The organism is Paraburkholderia sp. AV2 (genome assembly GCF_054968425.1).
In genome coordinates this window covers 48,731-68,791 of the sequence record NZ_JBANLK010000025.1, presented here as the reverse complement: position 1 = coordinate 68,791, position 20,061 = coordinate 48,731, and the positions used below count along the sequence as shown (strand labels likewise).

The window sequence follows — 20,061 nt, the reverse complement described above, 5'->3', positions numbered from 1 at the left end:
CGAGGTTTATCGTGCGGCGCACGCGTCTGGCGAGGGAGGAGAGCGTGGAGGCGGCACGCAGCGAAGAAAACGGCGAGACGGCCCCGAACGGGCCGGGCGGGGCGCGGCGGCTCCCGCCGCGACGCCGTGGCGGATGGCGCGCGCTGGCCGTCTGGGGCCCAGGCGTTCTCGCCGCGCTGGCGGATACCGATGCCGGCAATGTCGTCACGGCGGCGCAGAGCGGCGAGCAGTGGGGCTACCGTCTGATGCCGTTGCTGTTACTGCTGACCCCGGCGCTCTACATGGTGCAGGAGCTGACCGTGCGCCTCGGCATCTACACGGGGCGCGGCCACGGCGAGCTGATTCGCGAGCGCTTCGGTACCCGCTGGGCCGTGCTGTCGATGACCGGCCTCGCCGTCTCGACGATCGGCTCGCTGATCACGGAGTTCACCGCCGTGGCCGGCGTGGGCGAGATGGTCGGGCTCGCGCGCGAGCAGACCCTGCCGATTGCCGCTGCGCTGTTGTTCTGCGTGGTTCTGAGCGGCACGTGGCGGCGCATCGAACGCGTCGCACTCCTGATCGGTTTGTGCGAGCTCGTGTTCTTCTATATCGCGTGGGCCGCGCATCCGCATCCCGCCACCGTCGTGCGCCATGCGACCGACTGGCCGCTCGGCAATCGCGCCTTTCTGTGGTCGGCCGCGGGCCTGATCGGCGCCGTCTTCAATCCGTGGATGATCTTCTATCAGCAGGCGGCTGTTGCGCCCCGGCATCGGCAGTGGGACGACTACCGCGCCGAGCGCCGCGATACGGCGGTCGGTGCCGTGCTGACCCAATTGTTGACGACGGCCGTGCTCGTGGCGAGCGCGGCCATCGTCCTCGAACTCCATGCCGCTCCGCGGCTGGAAACGATCGGCGACATCAGTGCGATGCTGAGCTCGACGCTCGGCACCGAGGTGGGCGGCCTGCTGTTCGGCGTCGGCGTGCTGGGCGCTTCGATGGTAGCGGCCATCGTGGCATCGCTCGCGCTGGCCGGGGGCGTCGACGAATGGGCCGTGGGTAGCGGCGACGGCAACGGCAACGCGCGCGGCGGCAGGCTCGATCGCTGGTTCGTCTGCACCTACGCAACCTGCGTGGCTGGCAGCGCCGTGCTGGTCTGGCTCGTGCCCGACCTCGTTTCGCTGACCGTCGCCCTTCAGGTCGTCAACACGCTGATGCTGCCGCTCGTGATGGGCCTCTTGATCGCGCTGGCGGTTACGGTGCTGCCGCGACGGTTGCGCCCGCGCGGCGCGTATCTGTTCGCCCTCGTCGCGATCCTGCTACTCGTCACCGTGTTGGGCGTGGTTTGCGCCGTCGCCGGCGCGTTCTGAGTGCGCGCCCGCAGCTAACCTTCGAATAGTTCGACGTGTTCGTCGAACACGCGCTGCTGGCGCAGCAGCGCGTCGTCGAGATGCGCGAGCAGCGCACGTTCCGCCGCATCGGGATCGTGCCGGAGCAGCGCTTCGAGCACGCGCTGGTGCTGCGCCAGCGTCATCGCGCCCTCTTCGGGTTCGCGCGCCGTTACGTAGCGCACGCGGTCGATAGGCGCCCGCACGAGTTCGATCAACTGCAGCACCTTGGGCAGCCGCGCAGCCGCGCCCACCGTCGCGTGAAATCGGTTGTCCTGACGAATGGCCTCCACCGGATCGCAGCGATCGATGGCGCGCCGGTGCACCTCATGAATGTCGTGCAGGGTGTCGAGTTCGCGCGCCGTGATCAGTTCCGCCGCGCGACGGATGCTCGCGCTTTCGAGCACGCGCCGGATCAGCGCCCCTTCCGCGAACTGCTCGCGCCGTACCGGCGCGACGAACGTGCCCGATTGCGCCGCGATCGTCACGAGTTCCTCCCGGGCGAGCTGCTGCAACGCCTCGCGCACGGGCGTGCGCGAGATCCCCAGCGTTTCGCTCAACGCGCGTTCGAAGATCACGTCGGCGGGCAGGACGGCCATCGTCACGATCGCTTCGCGCAGCAAACGGTAGATCTGTGCGGAGAGCGGCTGCGCGCGATCGAGCGAGGTGGGGTCGGGCAGCACGCGGGCGATGAATTGCCCGGGATCGTTGCGGTCGGTTTTCATGAGCCAGGAAAGGGTAGCCAAATCGGGATTTCATTCTACGGGCTGGCCGCCGGAAGTCTGGCCAGAAGTCGGGTGACAGGCGGGCATGAACGCGCCCTGGGGTAATACCGTAGCTGCGGCGGCACAAAAAAGTCCTCACATGCGATCGTTCAACTAGTATATTAGTTAGCCGAAACAGACCACAAGGAGACAGCAAGTGCGTTCGTACCTGGCTTCTGCAGTTCTCGGATTTTGCCTCGTGACTGCCGGCGCTGCCCATGCGCAGGCGGCGGCCGGCGGCAGCACCGCGGCGATGAAGATCGCGCTTTCCAACAACTACGCCGGCAACAGTTGGCGGCAGACCATGCTCAAGAGCTGGTCCGAGGTGGCCGACCCGGCCGTCAAGGCCGGCATCGTTGCGGCGGCGCCCACGTTCACGACGGCCGAGAACCAGGCCACCGAGCAGGCGCAGCAGATCCAGAACCTCATCCTGCAGGGCTACAAGGCGATCGCGATCGACGCCGCCTCGCCCACCGCGCTCAACGGCGTGATCAAGCAGGCGTGCGCGGCGGGCGTCACCGTCGTCACGTTCGACGGCATTGCAACGGAGCCGTGCGCGTACCGCATCGCGGTCGACTTTCACCAGCTCGGCGCGATGCAGATCGACTACATGGCGAAGCGCCTGAACGGCCAGGGCAATTTGCTCGAAATCCGCGGCCTCGCCGGCGTGTCCGTGGACGACGAGATTCATCGCGGCATTACCGACGAAATCAAGAAATATCCGGGCCTGAAGATCGTCGGCTCGGTGCACGGCGACTGGACGCAGACGGTCGCGCAGAAGCAGGTGGCCGGCATCCTGCCCACGCTGCCGAAGATCGACGGCGTGGTCACCCAGGGCGGCGACGGCCTGGGCACCGCGAATGCGATCAAGGCGGCGGGCCGCCCGACGCCGATCATCATCCTCGGCAATCGCCAGGAGGAGCTCGCGTGGTGGGCGCAGCAGCGCAAGAACGGCGGCTACGAGACGCTCTCCGTGACGATCCCGCCGGGTGCCGCGACGTTCGCGTTCTGGGTCACGCAGCAACTGCTCGCGGGCAAGAAGCTGCCGCACGATATCCAGATGCCGCTTATGTCCGTCACCTCCGACCAGCTCGACGCCGTGCTCGCGAAAACGCCGCCGGGCGGCATCGCCAACAAGCTGTACAGCCTGGACGAGGTCGTGAAGATCGTCGACGCGAAGTAGTCAGGAGAACGGATTGACCGACTCTCATGATGCCGAGCGGGATCTGGCGCCGGGCGCGGCACCGGCGCTGATCGGGCTGCGCGGCATCGGCAAGACCTTTGGCCGGGTGAAGGCGCTGGCCGATATCCGCTTCGAATTTCGCGCAGGAGAATGCGTGGGCATTGCCGGCCATAACGGCGCGGGCAAGTCCACGTTGATGGCCGTGCTGACCGGCGTGTTCCAGCCCGACGAAGGCGCGATGACGATCGAGGGCCGCGAGGTGTCGGGCTACGATCCGAACGTGGCGCGGGCGGCCGGGGTGCGCTGCGTGTTCCAGGAGCTCTCGCTGTGCGCGAACCTGAGCGTCGCCGAGAACATGCCGATCGTGCATCCCGAACTGAGCGGGCACGACTGGCGGCGCCGCGCGACGCGCCTGATGCTCGAACAGCTCGACGCGATCTTTCCGGGCCACGGCCTGAAGGGGCACGAGCTGATCGCGGACCTCACGCTCACGCAGCGGCAGATGGTGGAGATTGTGCGTGCGTTTACGGTCGTGCGCGATCCCGTGAAGCTCGTGATTCTCGACGAGCCGACCTCGAGTCTCGATGCGCATACCGCCGCGCAACTGCTGGCCTTCATCGGACGCGCCAGCGAGCGCGGCATCGCGACGATCCTGATCAGCCATATGCTGGGCGAAATCGTGCAGGCGGCGCAGCGCGTGCTGGTGATGCGCGATGGTCGCGTGGCCGCCGTCTTGCCGCGCGAGGCGATTACGCAGGACGCGATCATCCGCGCGATGGGCCAGGACCTGCACGTCGAGGCGGCAGGGGCGCAGCGCCGCGAAGCGGATCGCGACGGCGCGCGCGGGCAATCGGGCTACCGCTGGGCGCTCGGGTCCGGTGCGCAGGCGCAGATCGACGCGCCGCGCGGTGAAGTGATCGGCTTCGCGGGACTCGCGGGGCAGGGGCAGAGCGAGGCCCTGCTGACGATTTACGAAGCGGCCACGAAGGGCCGCGAGCGGGTGGCCTTCGTGGCCGGCGACCGTCCGCGCGACGGCGTGTTTCCGTTGTGGTCGATCGCCCAGAATCTCGACATCCGCTCGCTGCTCGACCGGCGCCGCGACGCGGACGGCGGGGGCAGGGCGCCGCTTTCGTTGTTTCCGCGCGTGATCGACCGGCGTGCGGCGCGCTCGCTCGCCAACACCTGGACAGAACGCATCGGCATACGCGGCGCGCCACTGAGCGCCGGCATCCTTTCGCTGTCCGGCGGCAATCAGCAGAAGGTGCTGTTCGCCCGCGCGCTGGCCTCCGACGCGCAACTGATCCTGATGGACGACCCCACGCGCGGCGTCGATATCGGCACGAAGCACGAGCTCTACCGGCTCGTGCGCGAGGAGGCGGCGCGCGGCCGCACGTTCATCTGGTACACCACCGAAAACGACGAGTTCGCCCATTGCGACCGGACCTATGTGTTCCGCGCGGGCCGTGTAACGAGGCTCCTGCACGCCCACGAGTGCAATGAGCAATCGCTGCTTGCGGCGAGCTTCGAGGAGATGCCCGCATGAACTGGACGCTCGACCGCGCCCGCCTGCGTGCGCTCCTGCCCGCGTTTTCGCTCGTCGCCGTGCTGGTGCCGATCTTCTTTCTGCAGCCGACCACCTTCAGCTATTTCGGCATCGGCCTGCTGCTGAACCTTGCCGTGCCGCTCGTGCTCGCCACCTTGGCGCAGCTCGCGATCATCACCGCCAACGATCTCGATCTGTCGATCGGACCGTTCGTGAGTCTCGTCGCCTGCATCGGCGCGACTTTGCTGGTGGACCGGCCGCTTGTGGGTATCGCGGCGCTCGCGGGCTGCGTGCTGTTGTATGCGGCCGTGGGTGCGCTCGTGGAGTTCCGGCAGATCCCGTCGATTGTCGTGACGCTCGGACTCTCGTTCGTCTGGAACGGTCTTGCCGTTCTGCTGCTGCCTTCGCCGGGCGGCACGAGCCCTGTGTGGCTCACTTCGGTCATGGGCTACCAGACGCCGTTCATCGCCGCGCCGATCTTGTGGTCCACGGTGATCGCCGTGCTGGTTCACCTGCTGCTGATGCGCTCTTCCTTTGGCGTGCGGCTGCGCGGCACGGGCGGCAACCCGCGCGCGATGCGGCGCTTCGGCTGGTCGCTGGTGCGCAGCAAGGCCCTGCTGTACGGGATTGCGGGAATTTTCGGCGTGCTCTCAGGGCTCTGCCTGCTGGGACTCACCACCTCCGCGGACGCGAATCTCGCGCTGCGCTACACGCTGCTCTCGATTGCTGCCGTGATACTGGGCGGCGGCGAGTTTATCGGCGGCCGCGTTTCGGTGGTGGGCGCCGTGCTGGGTGCGACGACGCTGACGCTCGCGGCCTCGTTTCTCGCCTTCCTCAATGTTTCGCCCGACTGGCAGGTCGGCATGCAGGGTGCGATCCTGATCGTCGTGCTTTCGCTGCGCGTGCTGTTGCAACGACGCGGAGGCCAGCGATGAGCGGCAACGATAGCGGCGCGCGCCTTCGTTCGCTGGAGGCACCGTGGGCATGGTCGTTCGCGGGCGCGGTGCTGGTCTGGCTCGTGATTGCCGGTGTGTTCGGCTTCTCGATTGCCGGCAATGTCGTCGCCACCGCGCTCGTGTTCGCTGTCTTCATGGTGCTGGTCGGCCTCGGCCAGATGATCGTGATCACGGCCGGCCCCGGCAATATCGACCTCTCGATGCCCTCCGCGATCGCGCTGAGCGGCGTGCTGGGCGTGCAGTTGATGAAAGGCCAGGACGGCCTGATCGTGGCCGGCATTGCGGTCGCGCTCGCGGTGGGCATGCTGGTGGGCGTCGCGAACTACCTGCTGATCCGGGTGCTGCGCATTCCTCCCATCATTGCCACGCTCTCGTCGAGCTTCATCGTGCAATCGGTCGCGATCACGCAGAGCCGCGGCATGCCGCCTCCGCCGCCCGCGCTGCAGGCGTTCGCGAATGCGCGCATGATCGGACTGCCCGATGTGGCGTGGCTTGCGCTCGTGTTGTCGGTGGCGCTGGCGTTCGTGCTGCACCGCACGGTGTTCGGGCGCGGCCTTTCGGCGCTCGGCCAGAATGCGCGCGCGGCGTGGCTCGCGGGCGTGAAGGTCGAGCGCGTACGGTGCGTGACCTACGTGCTTTCCGCGATCATTGCCGCGTTGACCGGGCTGCTGCTCGCGGCCGTGTCGGGCGGCGCCGCGCTCGACATGGGCGTGGAATACATGCTGATCTCCGTAGCGGTGGTCGTGATCGGCGGCACGCAGGTGGCGGGCGGCAAGGGCACCGTGGCGGGCGTGTGGGGGGCATCGCTATTCCTGTACCTCACCAATGCGATGCTCAATGCGCTGGGCGCCGGGGCAGGCATACGTTCGATCGTCTACGGAGTCCTTATCATTGCCGTTGTCGTGGCGAGCGGGCGCAGGGTGCGCCAGTGAACGGCACATGAGCGCTTTGGAGCGTAACGATTACCTCAGGAACCAGGAATAAACCATGAATCCCAACGAGTATGAAGTCCACGATGCGCGCTTTCGCGCGCTGCTTCAGCCGAACGCGCAGTTCGAAAAGCTCGCGGGCGGATGCATGTGGGCCGAAGGTCCGGTGTGGTTTCCGGCCGGCGAGTTTCTGGTCTGGAGCGACATTCCCAATAACCGCATGATGCGCTGGGTGCCCGGCATCGGCACGGGGGTGTTTCGCGCCAACTCGAACTTCAGCAACGGCAACACGCTGGACCGGGAAAGCCGGCTCGTCACCTGCGAGCACGGTGCACGACGAGTGACGCGCACGGAGCACGACGGCCGCATCACTGTAATTGCCGACCGCTACGACGGCCGCCGGCTGAATTCGCCGAACGACGCTGTCGTGCATTCGGACGGTTCGGTCTGGTTCACCGATCCGGACTACGGCATTCTCAGCGACTACGAAGGCTATCGCGCACCGAGCGAGATTGGCGCGTGCCATGTGTACCGCGTGGCGCCCGACACCGGCGCGGTGGCGCGCGTGGCCGACGACTTCGCGAAGCCCAATGGCCTCGCGTTCTCGCCCGACGAGTCGCGCCTCTACGTAGCCGATTCCGGCGCCTCGCACATCGAGCACGGCCCGCACCATATCCGCGTGTTCGACGTGGACGCGCAGGGCCGCTTGCGCAACGGCCGCGTCTTTGCCGACGTCTCGCCGGGCGTGCCGGACGGCATGCGCGTGGACGAACACGGCAATGTCTGGACCAGCGCGGGCGACGGCATCCATTGCTACGCACCCGACGGCACGCTGCTCGGCAAAATACTCGTGCCCGAGACCGTGGCGAATCTCGTGTTCGGCGGACCGAAGCGCAATCGCCTCTTCATCGCGGCCAGCACGTCGGTGTACTCGCTGTATGTGGGCGTGCGCGGCGCGCATGCGGGAGGACAGCAATGAACCTGCCTCATCTTCCGCCGGTGCCGAAACTGTCGGCTTCGCTGATCTTGCTCGATCCGCGCGACGACGTCGCGATCGCGCGCGAACAACTGCTGCCTGGGGCCTCCATCGACGGCGAGCGCGTCGTGGCTGGCCTCATTCCACCCGGCCACAAGGTGGCGGTTCGCGACGTAGCGCAGGGCGCGCCGGTGCGTCGGTATGGGCAGATCATCGGCTTCGCGAGCCGGCCGATACGATGCGGCGAGCACGTCCATACGCATAATCTCTCGATGGGCGAGTTCGAGCGCGACTATGCGTTCGGCGTCGACGCCCACGACACGCCGCGCGCCGCACAGCCCGCGACGTTTTTAGGCATCCGTCGCGCGGACGGCCGCGTCGCGACGCGCAATTACATCGGCATCCTGACGTCCGTCAACTGCTCGGCCACGGTTGCGCGCGCGATTGCCGATCACTTTCGCCGTGACATTCATCCCGAGGCGCTCGAAGCGTTTCCGAACGTGGATGGCGTGGTGGCACTCACGCACGGCCAGGGCTGCGCGCTCGCCTCGGAAGGCGAGCCGATTGACGTGTTGCGCCGCACGCTGGCGGGTTATGCGCGGCATCCCAATTTCTTTGCAGTCCTGATCGTTGGGCTTGGCTGCGAAACCAACCAGATCGACGGACTCGTCGAAGCGGAGCATCTGGAACGCGGCGCACAGCTCGCGACGATGACGATCCAGCAGACCGGCGGCACGGCGCGCACGGTCGCGGCGGGGATCGAACGCGTGCGCGCGCTGCTCGCCGAGGCGAACCGCGTGACGCGCGAGCCGGTGGAGGCGCGTCATCTGATGGTGGGGCTGCAGTGCGGCGGTTCGGACGGCTATTCGGGCATCACCGCGAACCCGGCGTTGGGCTCGGCCGTGGACCGGCTGGTCGCCCACGGCGGCACGGCGATCCTTTCCGAAACGCCCGAGATCTACGGCGCGGAGCATTTGTTGACGCGTCGCGCCGCTTCGCGCGAGGTCGGCGAGAAGCTGGTCGCGCGCATCCGCTGGTGGGAGGCGTATTGCGCGCGCATGGAGGCGAACATGAACAACAATCCATCCGCCGGCAACAAGGCGGGCGGGTTGACGACGATCCTCGAAAAATCTCTCGGCGCGGTGGCGAAGGGCGGCACGACGCAGCTCGTTCAAACTTACGAGTATGCGCAGCCGGTGCGCGAGCACGGGCTCGTGTTCATGGATACGCCGGGCTACGATCCCGTCTCCGCTACGGGCCAGGTGGCCGGCGGCGCTAACCTGATCTGCTTCACGACCGGGCGCGGCTCGGCGTATGGCTGCGCGCCCTCACCGTCGCTGAAGTTCGGCACCAACAGCACGCTGTGGCGCCGCCAGGAAGAGGACATCGACCTGAACTGCGGAACCATTCTGGACGGCGAACAAAGCGTGGACGAAGTCGGTGCGGCAATCTTCGAGTTGATGCTAGCGACGGCCTCCGGCCAGCGCTCGAAAAGCGAGCAACACGGCTACGGCCAGAATGAATTCGTGCCGTGGCAGTTGGGGGCGGTTATGTGAGTGAGCCGGCTCGCGCGCCGCACCTTGACTGTCACGCGAGCCGGCTGCATGGGCGCATCGGGCCGCGAGGCCCGAACCCGGTCCGCGCCCCGTTGCGCCGACGCTTCAGACGATCGTGAGCGTGACGTCGATGTTGCCGCGCGTGGCGTTCGAGTACGGGCACACGATGTGGGCCTTGTCCACGAGCGCTTGAGCCTCGGCGCGGTCCAGGCCCGGCAGCGAGATCTTCAGCTCGACCTCGATGCCGAAGCCATTCGGAATCTGGCCGATGCCCACGCTGCCGTCCACGGCGGCGTCGGCTGGAATCGCGATCTTGTCGCGTGCCGCGACGAATTTCATCGCGCCGATGAAGCACGCGCTGTAGCCGGCGGCGAACAACTGCTCGGGGTTCGTCCCGTCACCACCGGCGCCACCCAGCTCGCGCGGCGTGGTCAGCTTGAGGTCGAGGTTGCTGGCGGGCACCACGGCACGGCCGTCACGGCCTCCGGTGACATGGGCGTGGGCGGTGTAGAGAACCTTTTCGATCGACATGACAGACTCCGGTTGGGTACTGCGGTTGAAGTGGACTGCTGGGCTGATCCTCAGGAAGGGTAGTCGCCGGACGTGAATCCCGCGAGTCGTTGCGCGGCCGGCGCAGGCGGTGTGCCTGTGGGCCGGGGTACGCCGATCGACTTCTTCATGAGGCTCTTCCTGAAACTATCTATCAGAAGATAGATATTGCTGCATGAAAAGAAGCGGCTGGCCGCCTCGCTTCCCATCTTCCGGCTGCCTTCAGGCAGCCTTTCTCCACATCGCGCTCACGTCTTCGAGGCGCGACTTCGTATGAAACAGCCGGCTCGCGATCACGCTGCCCTGCAGCGCCGCGAACAGCGTGCGCGCCGCACTTTCCGGACTGCCGTGGGTCACGAGCGTGCCTTCCGCCGCGCCCGCCGCGAGCACCTTGGCGAGCCAGCTTTCGTTGGCGCGGAAAAACGCCTGAATTGCCTCGCGGATGTTCTCGGGCAGCGACTCGATATCGGCCGCCAGCATGCCGCACAGGCAGATCTGGTTGCCGTCCCCCAGCGTCTTGCCGAACAGCTTCGTGTAGGCCCCGAGCTTCGCCTCCGCAGAGAGGTCCGGATTGATCGCCTGCAGACCCGCCATCACTTCGCCGCTGTACTGGTGAACTGCTTCGAGCACCAGATCGTCCTTCGACGGGAAATAGTAGTGGATGCTCGACGTCTTCACGCCCACCAGGCTGGAGAGGTCGCGATAGCTAAACCCGTTGTAGCCGCGCAGCATCATCAGCGTGATGGCGTGGTCCAGAATCTGTTCGCGGACGGTCAATTTCGTTTCCATGGACAAAACTTTATCTACTGGAAGGTAGATTGTCAAGAGCGTCGTGAAACGATTTGCATCTGGATGCCGCGGGTCGGTCTCAGTCCGCGTCAGGTGTCAGGGCGCCGCGAGAGCGCGGTCCGCTGCGGCGCGTTCGCGTTCGGCGTCGGCGATCAGCACCCTGATCCGGTCGGCCACAGCCGCAGCGGGCTTGTCGCGCAGCGACGCGAGATCGGCGAAGCCGAGCATGCTGCGCTCCATGTCGTCGTAATAGCGCAGCCTGGCGTCGCGCCAGGCGGTGCGCGGCGAGCCGGGCGGCAGCGCGGCGGCGGCGAGCCGCGTGCGCAGCGCGTGCCATTCGGGCCAGACGTCGTTGCGAATGCGTGTCGCCAGTTGACCCGGCCGCCCAACTGAACCCGCCGGTTGAACGATTCCGCGCAGGTCGTCCACGGCGCGTTGTTCGTCGAACGCGTCCTGCTGCATCACGGCCGCAAACGTTAGCTCGGCACGCGCTTCAAAGCTCGCGTTGGCGCGTACGGCCTGCAGCCAGAGGGCCGCGCACGCAAACGCCGCGAGCCCGGTTGCGAGGTACAGCGCGTCGTGCGGATCGCGGCCGTGCTGCTCGCGCTCGTCGAAGGGCCGCGCGAGCACCCAGCCAAGCGCGAAGCCCGCGAGGAGCCCGCCGATGTGCGCGGCATGGTCGATGCGCTGCGCGCGCAGGCCGTTGAAGAGGCCATAGCCGACGACGGTCAGCGCCATCGCGAGGCGCTGGCGCAGGTGCGCGCGCGGCAGGCTGGACGGGTAGCGCAGCGCGTGGGCGACGAGGGCGCCGAGCACGCCGAAGATCGCGCCGGAAGCGCCGGCGCTGTCGAGTGTGGCGTGCCAGCAGAGGCTGGCGAGGCTCGCGACGACGCCCGCGCACAGATACAGCGCCGCGAAGCGCGCATGTCCGTAGAGCCGTTCGACCACGCGGCCGGCCAGCGCGAGCGCCGCCATGTTGAAGACGAGGTGGAGGACGCTCCAGTGGACGAAGAGCGCGGTGACGAGGCGCCACCACTGGCCGCCGAGCGTATCGGGGCCGAAATTCGAGCCGAATGCGAGGGCCGTCGCCGCGCCGGTGTTGGGGAAGCCGCCGCCCGTCGCGAGCATGGCCAGATAGACGAGCAGGTTCAGCGCGACGAGTGCCCACGTCACGCGGGCGTGTCCGGCGCGCGCTTCGATGCCGTCGAGATAGCGGTCGAGCGCGGCGGCTTCGGCGGCGAACGCGGGCGTCGTGATGGCGGGCAGCCGCGCGGCCAGCGCGCGCGCTTCGGTGCGTGATCGCGCGCGCAGGACGAGCGTGCGGGGTTCGCGCGCGGGCGGCGCCACGTCGAAGCTCACCACACGGCCGTCGACGACAACGTCGCGCACGTCCGCCCGCGAAAAGCGCAAGTCGGTCTCGCTGACGCCGCCCAGCAGCCCCGTCTCGAGTGCGACGAGGTGAACGCCGGCGCCGTCGAACAGGATCGCGCCGTGCGCCTTGAACGAACGCGCCGTCCGCGAGCGTGTCTCGCCGGCGCGCCGCGAGGGAGAGGTGCCGAGCGCGATTTCGAAGCGCTCGGCAGACGTGCCGAGCCGCTGCGCCGACGGGGGAGCTGACGGGAATGACCGGGATTCCTGAAGACTCATGCGCGCGTACTTCCGTTATTTCCGCTTGTTGGACGGACGGCTCGGCCCATCGCACCGCGGGATCGATGCGGTCTGGATGGACGTCATGGCGCGGCGCAGCACGATCGTGCTGCGCCGTTCCGCTCCAATAACGGCAGTTGGCGCGTGAGGCTTTAGGGGGTCAGAGGCCGCGGTGTCCCGCGGTCAGGATGAGACGCAGGCCGAGCGCGGCGATCGCGCTCGCGGCGAGCCGGTCGATCCAGCGCTTGGCCCGCAGGTAGAGTTCGCGCGGCCGCTGGCTCGAGAAAGACAGGGCGACGACGGTGTACCAGCCGGTCTCGATCGCGAAGACGAAGGGCGGCAGCGCGAAGTAGCACCAGAGCGGCGGATGCTGGGGCAGCAGCGCCACGAAGATGCTGCCGTAGGCGATGGCGGTCTTCGGATTGCTGAGCTGGGTGCTGAGGCCCATCCAGAACGACCTGCCCGGGCGGCAGGACGCACCGGGGGCGCCGGGCGTGCCTGACGTACGGTCCATCGTGACGGGCTGGCCGGCGCCGCGCCAGATGCGCCGGGCGATGTAAAGCAGGTAGAGGCCGCCCGCGATCTTGAGGCCAGCATAGAGCCAGGTAACGGCCGTGAGCACGGTATACAGTCCGGCTAGCGCAATGCCGGCGAAGCAGATCGCGCCCGCGCCCATGCCGAATGCGGTGGCGACGCCGTCGCGGCGCGAGAGGCCGATGGCGTTGCGGGCGACCAGCACGAAGCTGGGTCCGGGGCTCATGGCGCCGAGCAGGACGGCGGCGAGAATGCTGGCGACGGCGGCATAAGGGGACATGGCGTGACTTCCGGCGAGGGGAGCGCCTACGTTAGCACAGGGGGCCGCGGCCGGCCGCGCCCGATCAGGCTTTGCGCTCGCGGATCCAGTGCGTGAGCAGCAGGCGCGTCTGCTCGCGGACCGTGGCCTTCACGAACTCGGCCTTTTCCGCGTCGATGTCGTCCCACTGCAGCATCGAGAGCGTCGAGCGCCGGGCAATGTGAAAGAGCAGGAACTGCCCGTACAGGCTCAGCATGCGCACGGCGGTGCGCGGGTCGTCGGCGGGGGTGCCCGTCATGCGCGCGAGCAGCGCCATGTTCACGGCATTGAGCGGCTCGCGCACGCGTTCGCGCAGGACCTGGGAGCCGATCTCGGGCTCGCCGCCGCCTTGCTCGCGCGCGAAGAAGAGCCGTGCGTCCGGCTCGTGGTGCTTGATGAAGGTGCGGTCGGCCACGGCCATCTGGATGCCGATGAAGGCTTCGACGAGCGCTTCGTCGCCGGCCTCGGCCGAGAGGACTTCGCGCGCGCGCAGCACGGCGGGCTCGAAGGCCTGCCACGACTCGTCGGCGATCCATTCCGCGCAGGCGCGGTAAAGCCCTTCCTTGTTCTCGAAGTAGTACTGCAGCGCCGGCGCGTTGACGCCCGCCCGCGCGGCGATCTCGCGCGTGGAGGCGCCGTCGAAACCCTGCTGGCCAAACAGGCCGATCGCGGCCTCGATGATCTTGCGGCGCGTTTCGTCGCCGCGTGCATAGCCGCCCGCCGGCGGCCGGCGCAGTCTCTTGCTCTCGTTCATAACTCCCCTTGCAAGCTCATTTCGAAATATATCACTTGACACAATTTTTCCGAATGGAATAATTATTCCGATTGGAATAATTTGGACCGAAAACATGTCAACGACGGCAGGCGCACCGGGGCGCGAGGTGGCGGACGAAGTGATCACGCCCGCGCGAGGCGGTGCGAAGCGAATGTTTCTGATCGGCATGGCGCTGGTCGCCCTCGTGGCCGGCGCGGTCTGGCTCGGGCACTGGTGGCTGGTCGGCCGCTTTATCGAAACGACCGACGACGCCTATCTGCAGGCCGACAGCGTGACGATCGCGCCGAAGGTGAGCGGCTACGTGACCGACGTGTACGTGGCCGACAACCAGGCGGTGAAGGCCGGCGATCCGCTCGTGAAGCTCGACGCGCGGCAGTACCAGGTCTCGCTCGATCAGGCCGCGGCCACCGTGGACGCGCGCGAGGCCGACATCCAGCACGCGCAGGCGCAGATCGACCAGCAGCACGCGAACATCGCGCAGGCCGAGGCGCAGGAACAGGTGGCGCGCGTGAGCCTGCGCCACGCACGCGACGAGGTGGCGCGCTACACGCCGCTCGCCGCGACCGGCGCGGAAACCACGGAGCGGCTGGCCGAACTCACCAGCACGCGCGATCAGGCGCAGGCCACGCTGGCGGCCGACGGCGCCGCCGTGGACGCCGCGCGTTCGCAGATCGGCGCGCTCACGGCGGAGCTCGCGCAGGCGCGCGCGCAACTCGAGGCGGCGCGTGCGAATGCGGCGCAGTCGAAGCTCGATCTCGACAATACGGTCGTGAAGAGCGCGCTCGACGGGCGCGTGGGCGACCGCACGGTGCGCGTGGGCCAGTACGTCCAGCCCGGCACGCGCATGCTCAGCGTCGTGCCCGTGCAGAGCACCTATCTCGAAGCCAACTTCAAGGAAACGCAGATCGGCCGCATGCGCGTGGGCCAGCCCGTCGAACTGCACGTGGATGCGCTGCCGGGCCACACGCTGCACGGCGTGGTGGACAGCTTCTCGCCGGGCACCGGTTCGCAGTTCGCGTTGCTGCCGCCCGAGAACGCCACCGGCAACTTCACGAAGATCGTGCAGCGCGTGCCGGTGCGCATCCGCATCGATACCGGGCCGCAGACACGCAAGCTGCTGCTGCCGGGCATGTCGGTGACCGTGGACGTGGACACGCGTTCGGCTCGCGACGACGACCGCCGCCTCGACAACGAGAATCATCGTGGCTGAGGCTTCCGCCCATTCCGCGCCGTCCGCGCCGCATCCGCACGGCGAGCGCGCGAGCGCGGCCGACTGGATCGCCGTCGCCGCGGGCGCGCTCGGCGCGCTGATGGCCACGCTCGACATCTCGATCACGAATTCGGCGCTGCCGCAGATTCAGGGCGAGATCGGCGCGACCGGCACCGAGGGCACGTGGATCTCCACGGGCTATCTGATGTCCGAGATCGTGATGATTCCGCTGGCCGCGTGGCTCACGCGCGTATTCGGACTGCGAAATTTCCTGCTCGCGAACTCGGCGCTCTTCATTGCGTTCTCGATGATGTGCGGCTGGTCGCACACGCTGCCTGCGATGATCGCCGGCCGCATTGGCCAGGGCTTCACGGGCGGCGCGATGATTCCCACCGGGCAGACCATCATCCGCACGCGGCTGCCGCTTTCGCAACTGCCCGTGGGCATGACGGTGTTCGGGCTGATCGTACTGCTGGGGCCCTTGCTCGGGCCGGTGGTAGGGGGCTGGCTCGCCGAGAACATCAGTTGGAGCTGGTGCTTCTTCATCAACCTGCCGGTGTGCCTCGCGCTGATCACGCTGCTGGTGGTGGGGCTCGAACCCGACCGCCCGCACTGGGAGGCCTTCTTCAAGGCCGACTGGCTCGGCATCGTGGGTCTCGCGATCGGTTTGAGCTCGCTTACCGTCGTGCTCGAGGAGGGGCAGCGCGAGCAGTGGTTCGAGTCCAGCACGATCGTCACGCTGACCTGGATCTCGCTCGCCGGCATGGCGCTGATCGCGCTGTCGCAGTTCACGGCGAAAAAGCCCATCCTGCGGCTCTCGCTCATGCGCAATCCACGCTATGCGAGCGTGATCATCATCGTCTTCGCGGTGGGCGCGGGTCTCTACGGCATTTCGTATCTGCTGCCGCAGTTCCTGAGCCTCGTTGCGGGCTACAACGCGGAGCAGTCGGGCGGCATCATGCTGCTCTCGGGCCTGCCGGCCTTCCTCATGATGCCCATCTTGCCGCGCCTGCTGGGCAAGATGGATTTTCGCGTGCTCGTGGTGGGCGGGCTCCTGATGTTCTCGTTCTCCTGCATGCTCGACATCTCGCTCACGGCGCAGAGCGTGGGCCACGATTTCGTCTGGTCGCAACTGATACGCGGCGGCGCCCAGGTGCTCGCGATGATGCCGCTCAATCAGGCTTCGATGGCAGCCGTCGCGCGCGAAGACTCGGGCGACGCGGCCGGTCTTTACAACATGGCGCGCAATCTGGGCGGGTCGGTCGGGCTCGCGATCATCGGCACCCTGATCGACCGGCGCGAGACTTTCCATACGGCCATGCTGCGCGATTCCGTCAGCGCGAACTCGCTGATCGCGCAGGACCGCGTGGCCGCGAATGCCGCCAACTGGTTCGCGCAGACCGGCGACATGGCGTATTCGCAGATGCGCTCGCTCGGCCAGATCGCGGCGCAGATCCAGCAGCAAGCGATGGTCATCACGTACTCCGAAACATTCTACGTGCTCGGCATCGCGCTGGCGGCCTGCATTCCGCTCGCGCTCCTGCTCAAGAAGCCCCAGCCCGGCGCGAAGGCGCCGTCCGCCGGCCACTGACGTTTCCTTTCCGCTCTCATGACGGCATTTCGCTTTTCTCGCTTCTCTCTTGCGCCGCTCACGGTCATCGCCGCCGCGTGCGCGCTTGCGGCCTGCACCGTCGGCCCCGACTACCGCGGCGCGCCCGCGGTCGCGCCGGAGGCCGCCAGCGCGGCCACCTTCGTGCGCACGCCCGCGAAGGGCTTCGTGCCGTCGCCCGCGCCCGATGCGTGGTGGCTCGCGCTGAACGATCCGCAACTGAATGCGCTGATCGACGCGGCCTTCGCGCATAACCCGGACCTGCGTGCGGCGCAGGCGCGGCTGCGCGAATCGCGGGCGCAGCTTCAGCAGCAGCGCGCGAACGAATTGCCGAAGGTGTCGGCCGACGCCGCGGCGGTGCGCATGCGCGAGCCGAATCTCGGCGCGTTCTCCTCGCAGGGCGGCTCGAGCGGAGGCGGTCCGCTGCAGTTCTATACAGCGGGCTTCGACGCCACATGGGAAATCGACCTGTTCGGCGGCACGCGCCGCGCGATCGAGGCCGCGAGCGACGAGGCCGACGCGGTCGACGCCGATCTCGCCGACGCCCAGGTCTCGCTCGCGGCGGAAGTCGCGCAGGCTTATATCGACCTGCGCGACCAGCAGCAGCGTCTTGCCATCGCGCAGCGCACGGCCGGGCTGCAGCAGCAGATGCTCACGCTCACCGAGCAGCGCCGCGCGGGCGGCACGGCGGCCGAAGTCGACGTCGAGCGATTGACGACGCAGGTGGAGAACACGCGTTCGACCATCACGCCGCTGGCGGCCCAGATCGAAATTTCGCTCGACCAGTTGGCGGTACTCACAGGGAAGGCGCCGGGCGCGCTCGACGCGGAGCTCGCAGCGCCGCAGCCGCTGCCTACCATGCCCGCCTCGGTGCCGGTAAGCGATCCTTCGGCCATGCTGGCGCAACGCCCGGACATTCGCGCCGCGGAACGCCGGCTTGCGTCGAGCAATGCGCAGATCGGCGAACATATCGCCGACTTTTTGCCCAAGCTCACGCTCTTCGGCGATCTCGGCTTCACGGCCGCCGATCCGGGCCATCTGATGCGCAAGAGCAATTTCAGTTGGGTGGGCGCGCCTTATCTGCAGTGGAACGTGTTCGACTTCGGCCGCACGCTGGGCGCCGTGCATGGCGCCGAGGCCTCGCGCGACGAAGCCGAGGCGCGCTACGAAAAGGCCGTGCTCGCGGCGCTGCAGGATGCCAACGCGTCGCTCTCGCGCTACGGCTACCAGCGCGAGCACCTCGCGACGCTGCAGCAGGTCCAGGCGTCGGCGCAGCGTTCCGCGACGCTCATGCGCGAACGCTACCGGGCGGGCACCTCCAGCCTCGTCGATCTGCTCGATACGCAACGCGCCGAATTCCTCTCGCAGCAGGACGTGGTGGCGGGGCAGGCAGAACTGCTCAAGGACTTCGTTTCGCTGCAGAAGAGCCTTGGGTTGGGCTGGAAGCCCGCCTCGCCGGGCTGAGGCGGAGCAGGCCGCAAACCGGGTTGCAGGGCTCGCGGCGCGAACGCGAGCTTCGCCCTCATGCGTGCGGCTCGCCGCGCGCCATGCTCGCCATCACGCCGTCGCGCCGGATCCACGCATGAAAGAGCGCGGCGCCCAGATGCAGCAGCACAGTCGCAAAGAGTGCGAAGGCGAGCCACGTGTGCGCCGTGCGCAGAACCGCATAGAGCGTGACGTTGCGCGGCATGATGGGCGGCAGATGGAAGCTGCCCGCCATCACGACAGGAAAGCCCCCGGCGGACAACATGGACCAGCCCACGAGCGGCATGGCCACCATCAACCCGTAAAGCGCGAGATGCGAGGCGTAGGCGCCCAGGCGTTGCCAGCCCGGCAGGTCGGCGGGTAGCGGGGGAGCGCCGCAAGCAAGCCGTACCCCCGCGCGCACGATCACGAGCGCGAGCAGCGCCATGCCAAGAGGGCGATGCAGCGCGACGAGCGTGAGGTGCAGCCGCGAGACCGTCGAAACCATGCCCACACCCACGAACAGCATCGTCATGATCAGGACTGCCATGGTCCAGTGCAGGAGGCGCGAAGGCGCGCTGAAATGGCGGCGGGGCGGCTTCATGGCTGCGGGTCTCCCTGGGATTGTCCCTGCGAATTTTCTTTCGATTGGGCGCCTTGCGCGATCTCGCGCGTGCGGCGGTTGTACGAAACGGCATAGGCGGCGGAGCGTGCCGCGAGCAGCGGATCGCGGGAGGGCGCGAGGCCGGCGGGGAGGATCGTCGGATCGTAGTTGACGTCGCGGCACGCGCCATCGCTCTGTGGCGACGCGCTTTGCAGCACCAGCGTGCCCGCGTCGATGCGCGGGCGGTCGGCCGGCCATGCCTCGGTCGCATTGTCGGTGGGGTCGCCGGGTTGAGCCACCGTGATCACGAGGTGCCAGCGCAGCGGTCCCTGGGCGAGGCGTGCGGCGAGGTCGTCGGCGAGAAAATCGGGCTGGGCTTTTTGCCCGGCCGTTTGCGGCGCGTACGGCGCCTCGGGGACCGTTTCCCAGCGGATCGCGTGCTGCTGGCCGTTCGCGTCGGTCGCGACGAACGCGTTGATGCTGTAAAACGCGGTGTTCGCGAAGCTCGACGCGGGTGGGTGGGCCTTCACCCACTGGCGGAACGGTAGTGTATCCGGGTTCGCGCGGAAGAACGCATCCAGCTTCGCCGGGTCCGGCTTGCCGGTGGCCGGGTCGGGCCGCGCGGCCACGAGTTGCTGCAGGAATTGCCGCGGCGTATGCACGGCGAACACGGGGGTCGAGTTCATGCCCGTACGCCACTGCTCGCCGTCCTGCTGCTGGAACAGCAGCGCCATGCTGCGCACCGGCGTGCTGGCGTCGGGCGCGGATGGATTGCTGCCCGGAATCGCGAAGCGCCCGATGACGGCCGTGCGGCCCGGCGCGAAGACCTCGGCGCGCGAGACGCTCGCGCCGTTGCCGTTGCTCTCGAACCAGCCGGCCACGCACAGGCCCTTGGCATGATTGCGCCTGAAACCCGGGTGGATGCCATAGTTCGTTTCGAAGGTGTTGACGAACCGGGGGGCGCTCACGCGATGGGGCGCGAGCCATCCCGCGGTCCACGCGAAGGCGCCGGCCGCGCCCGCGACCACGGCGGCGATGGCCGCGAGACGGCACGGAACGCAGATCGGTGCGCGGTTCATGGCCGTGCTCCACGCAACAGCGCGGGAGGGCGCGTGCGCGGAAAGCGCGCGGCACTCACCGGGCAGTGAAGGGAAAGGAATGACATGGTCGGTCCCGTGGAAGGCCGTGTGGCCGATACCGGGTGAACAGGGAACCCGCGGGTCTATTCCATCCGCAGGGTCGGCATGGCGTTTGCGTGTGCCGGACGGTCGTTTAAAAGTTCATCGAACGCTTTCGATGAACTGTACACGT

The 20,061-nt window shown here is 67.9% G+C and carries 18 protein-coding genes; 10 read left to right on the top strand and 8 right to left on the bottom strand.

The window, feature by feature from the left end:
• Nucleotides 1-11 precede the first annotated feature (11 nt).
• The gene (locus tag V8683_RS18250; RefSeq protein WP_411190709.1) at nt 12-1,346 is read left to right on the top strand and encodes an NRAMP family divalent metal transporter; all 1,335 of its coding nucleotides are present in this window, start codon (nt 12-14) and stop codon (nt 1,344-1,346) included.
• 14 nt (nt 1,347-1,360) lie between these two features.
• Here V8683_RS18250 and V8683_RS18245 read toward each other — a convergent pair whose 3' ends face one another.
• On the bottom strand, nt 1,361-2,110 hold the full coding sequence (locus V8683_RS18245) for a GntR family transcriptional regulator (protein WP_411190711.1): 750 nt from the start codon (nt 2,108-2,110) through the stop codon (nt 1,361-1,363).
• Nucleotides 2,111-2,381: 271 nt separating this feature from the next.
• Between V8683_RS18245 and V8683_RS18240 the strand changes: the two genes are divergently transcribed.
• From V8683_RS18240 to V8683_RS18215, 6 genes are read left to right on the top strand one after another with little or no spacing between them, the layout of a single operon-like run.
• On the top strand, nt 2,382-3,311 hold the full coding sequence (locus tag V8683_RS18240) for an ABC transporter substrate-binding protein (protein WP_411192478.1): 930 nt from the start codon (nt 2,382-2,384) through the stop codon (nt 3,309-3,311).
• A gap of 13 nt (nt 3,312-3,324) precedes the next feature.
• The gene (locus tag V8683_RS18235) at nt 3,325-4,854 is read left to right on the top strand and encodes an ATP-binding cassette domain-containing protein (protein ID WP_411190713.1); all 1,530 of its coding nucleotides are present in this window, start codon (nt 3,325-3,327) and stop codon (nt 4,852-4,854) included.
• Nucleotides 4,851-5,789 carry an ABC transporter permease gene (locus tag V8683_RS18230; RefSeq protein ID WP_027794698.1) on the top strand — a complete coding sequence of 313 codons (939 nt, stop codon included), beginning with the start codon at nt 4,851-4,853 and terminating at the stop codon, nt 5,787-5,789. Before V8683_RS18235 ends, V8683_RS18230 begins: the two co-directional genes overlap by 4 nt.
• On the top strand, nt 5,786-6,742 hold the full coding sequence (locus tag V8683_RS18225) for an ABC transporter permease (protein ID WP_411190714.1): 957 nt from the start codon (nt 5,786-5,788) through the stop codon (nt 6,740-6,742). Before V8683_RS18230 ends, V8683_RS18225 begins: the two co-directional genes overlap by 4 nt.
• 55 nt (nt 6,743-6,797) lie before the next feature.
• Nucleotides 6,798-7,718 carry an SMP-30/gluconolactonase/LRE family protein gene (locus V8683_RS18220; protein ID WP_411190715.1) on the top strand — a complete coding sequence of 307 codons (921 nt, stop codon included), beginning with the start codon at nt 6,798-6,800 and terminating at the stop codon, nt 7,716-7,718.
• The gene (locus V8683_RS18215) at nt 7,715-9,271 is read left to right on the top strand and encodes a UxaA family hydrolase (protein ID WP_411190716.1); all 1,557 of its coding nucleotides are present in this window, start codon (nt 7,715-7,717) and stop codon (nt 9,269-9,271) included. Before V8683_RS18220 ends, V8683_RS18215 begins: the two co-directional genes overlap by 4 nt.
• Before the next feature lie 105 nt (nt 9,272-9,376).
• On the opposite strand, the gene V8683_RS18210 is transcribed toward V8683_RS18215, so the two are convergent.
• The 5 genes from V8683_RS18210 to V8683_RS18190 form a co-directional block, all read right to left on the bottom strand.
• Nucleotides 9,377-9,802: an organic hydroperoxide resistance protein gene (locus V8683_RS18210; protein ID WP_411190717.1), complete on the bottom strand. Its 426-nt coding sequence runs from the start codon at nt 9,800-9,802 to the stop codon at nt 9,377-9,379.
• A gap of 240 nt (nt 9,803-10,042) precedes the next feature.
• Entirely contained in the window at nt 10,043-10,609 is a 567-nt protein-coding gene (locus tag V8683_RS18205; RefSeq protein WP_411190718.1) for a TetR/AcrR family transcriptional regulator, read from the bottom strand.
• 96 nt (nt 10,610-10,705) lie between these two features.
• Nucleotides 10,706-12,256, bottom strand: a complete 1,551-nt coding sequence (locus tag V8683_RS18200) for a rhomboid family intramembrane serine protease (RefSeq protein ID WP_411190719.1) — start codon at nt 12,254-12,256, stop codon at nt 10,706-10,708.
• A 160-nt stretch (nt 12,257-12,416) separates the two neighbouring features.
• Entirely contained in the window at nt 12,417-13,070 is a 654-nt protein-coding gene (locus tag V8683_RS18195; protein WP_411190720.1) for a LysE family translocator, read from the bottom strand.
• Between the two features lie 64 nt (nt 13,071-13,134).
• Nucleotides 13,135-13,842, bottom strand: a complete 708-nt coding sequence (locus V8683_RS18190) for a CerR family C-terminal domain-containing protein (protein WP_411190721.1) — start codon at nt 13,840-13,842, stop codon at nt 13,135-13,137.
• Between the two features lie 94 nt (nt 13,843-13,936).
• Here V8683_RS18190 and V8683_RS18185 point away from each other — a divergent pair, with 94 nt between their 5' ends.
• From V8683_RS18185 to V8683_RS18175, 3 genes are read left to right on the top strand one after another with little or no spacing between them, the layout of a single operon-like run.
• On the top strand, nt 13,937-15,073 hold the full coding sequence (locus V8683_RS18185) for an HlyD family secretion protein (RefSeq protein ID WP_411190722.1): 1,137 nt from the start codon (nt 13,937-13,939) through the stop codon (nt 15,071-15,073).
• A complete protein-coding gene (locus tag V8683_RS18180; RefSeq protein WP_411190723.1) occupies nt 15,066-16,664 on the top strand; it encodes an MDR family MFS transporter in 1,599 nt (532 codons plus the stop codon). Before V8683_RS18185 ends, V8683_RS18180 begins: the two co-directional genes overlap by 8 nt.
• 18 nt (nt 16,665-16,682) lie before the next feature.
• On the top strand, nt 16,683-18,146 hold the full coding sequence (locus tag V8683_RS18175) for an efflux transporter outer membrane subunit (protein WP_411190724.1): 1,464 nt from the start codon (nt 16,683-16,685) through the stop codon (nt 18,144-18,146).
• Between the two features lie 58 nt (nt 18,147-18,204).
• Here the strand turns inward: V8683_RS18175 and V8683_RS18170 are convergent, their stop codons facing one another.
• Together V8683_RS18170 and V8683_RS18165 are read right to left on the bottom strand one after the other, a co-directional pair.
• Nucleotides 18,205-18,750, bottom strand: a complete 546-nt coding sequence (locus V8683_RS18170; RefSeq protein ID WP_411190725.1) for a cytochrome b — start codon at nt 18,748-18,750, stop codon at nt 18,205-18,207.
• Nucleotides 18,747-19,829, bottom strand: a complete 1,083-nt coding sequence (locus V8683_RS18165) for a catalase family peroxidase (RefSeq protein ID WP_411190726.1) — start codon at nt 19,827-19,829, stop codon at nt 18,747-18,749. Before V8683_RS18165 ends, V8683_RS18170 begins: the two co-directional genes overlap by 4 nt.
• Nucleotides 19,830-20,061: the final 232 nt, after the last annotated feature.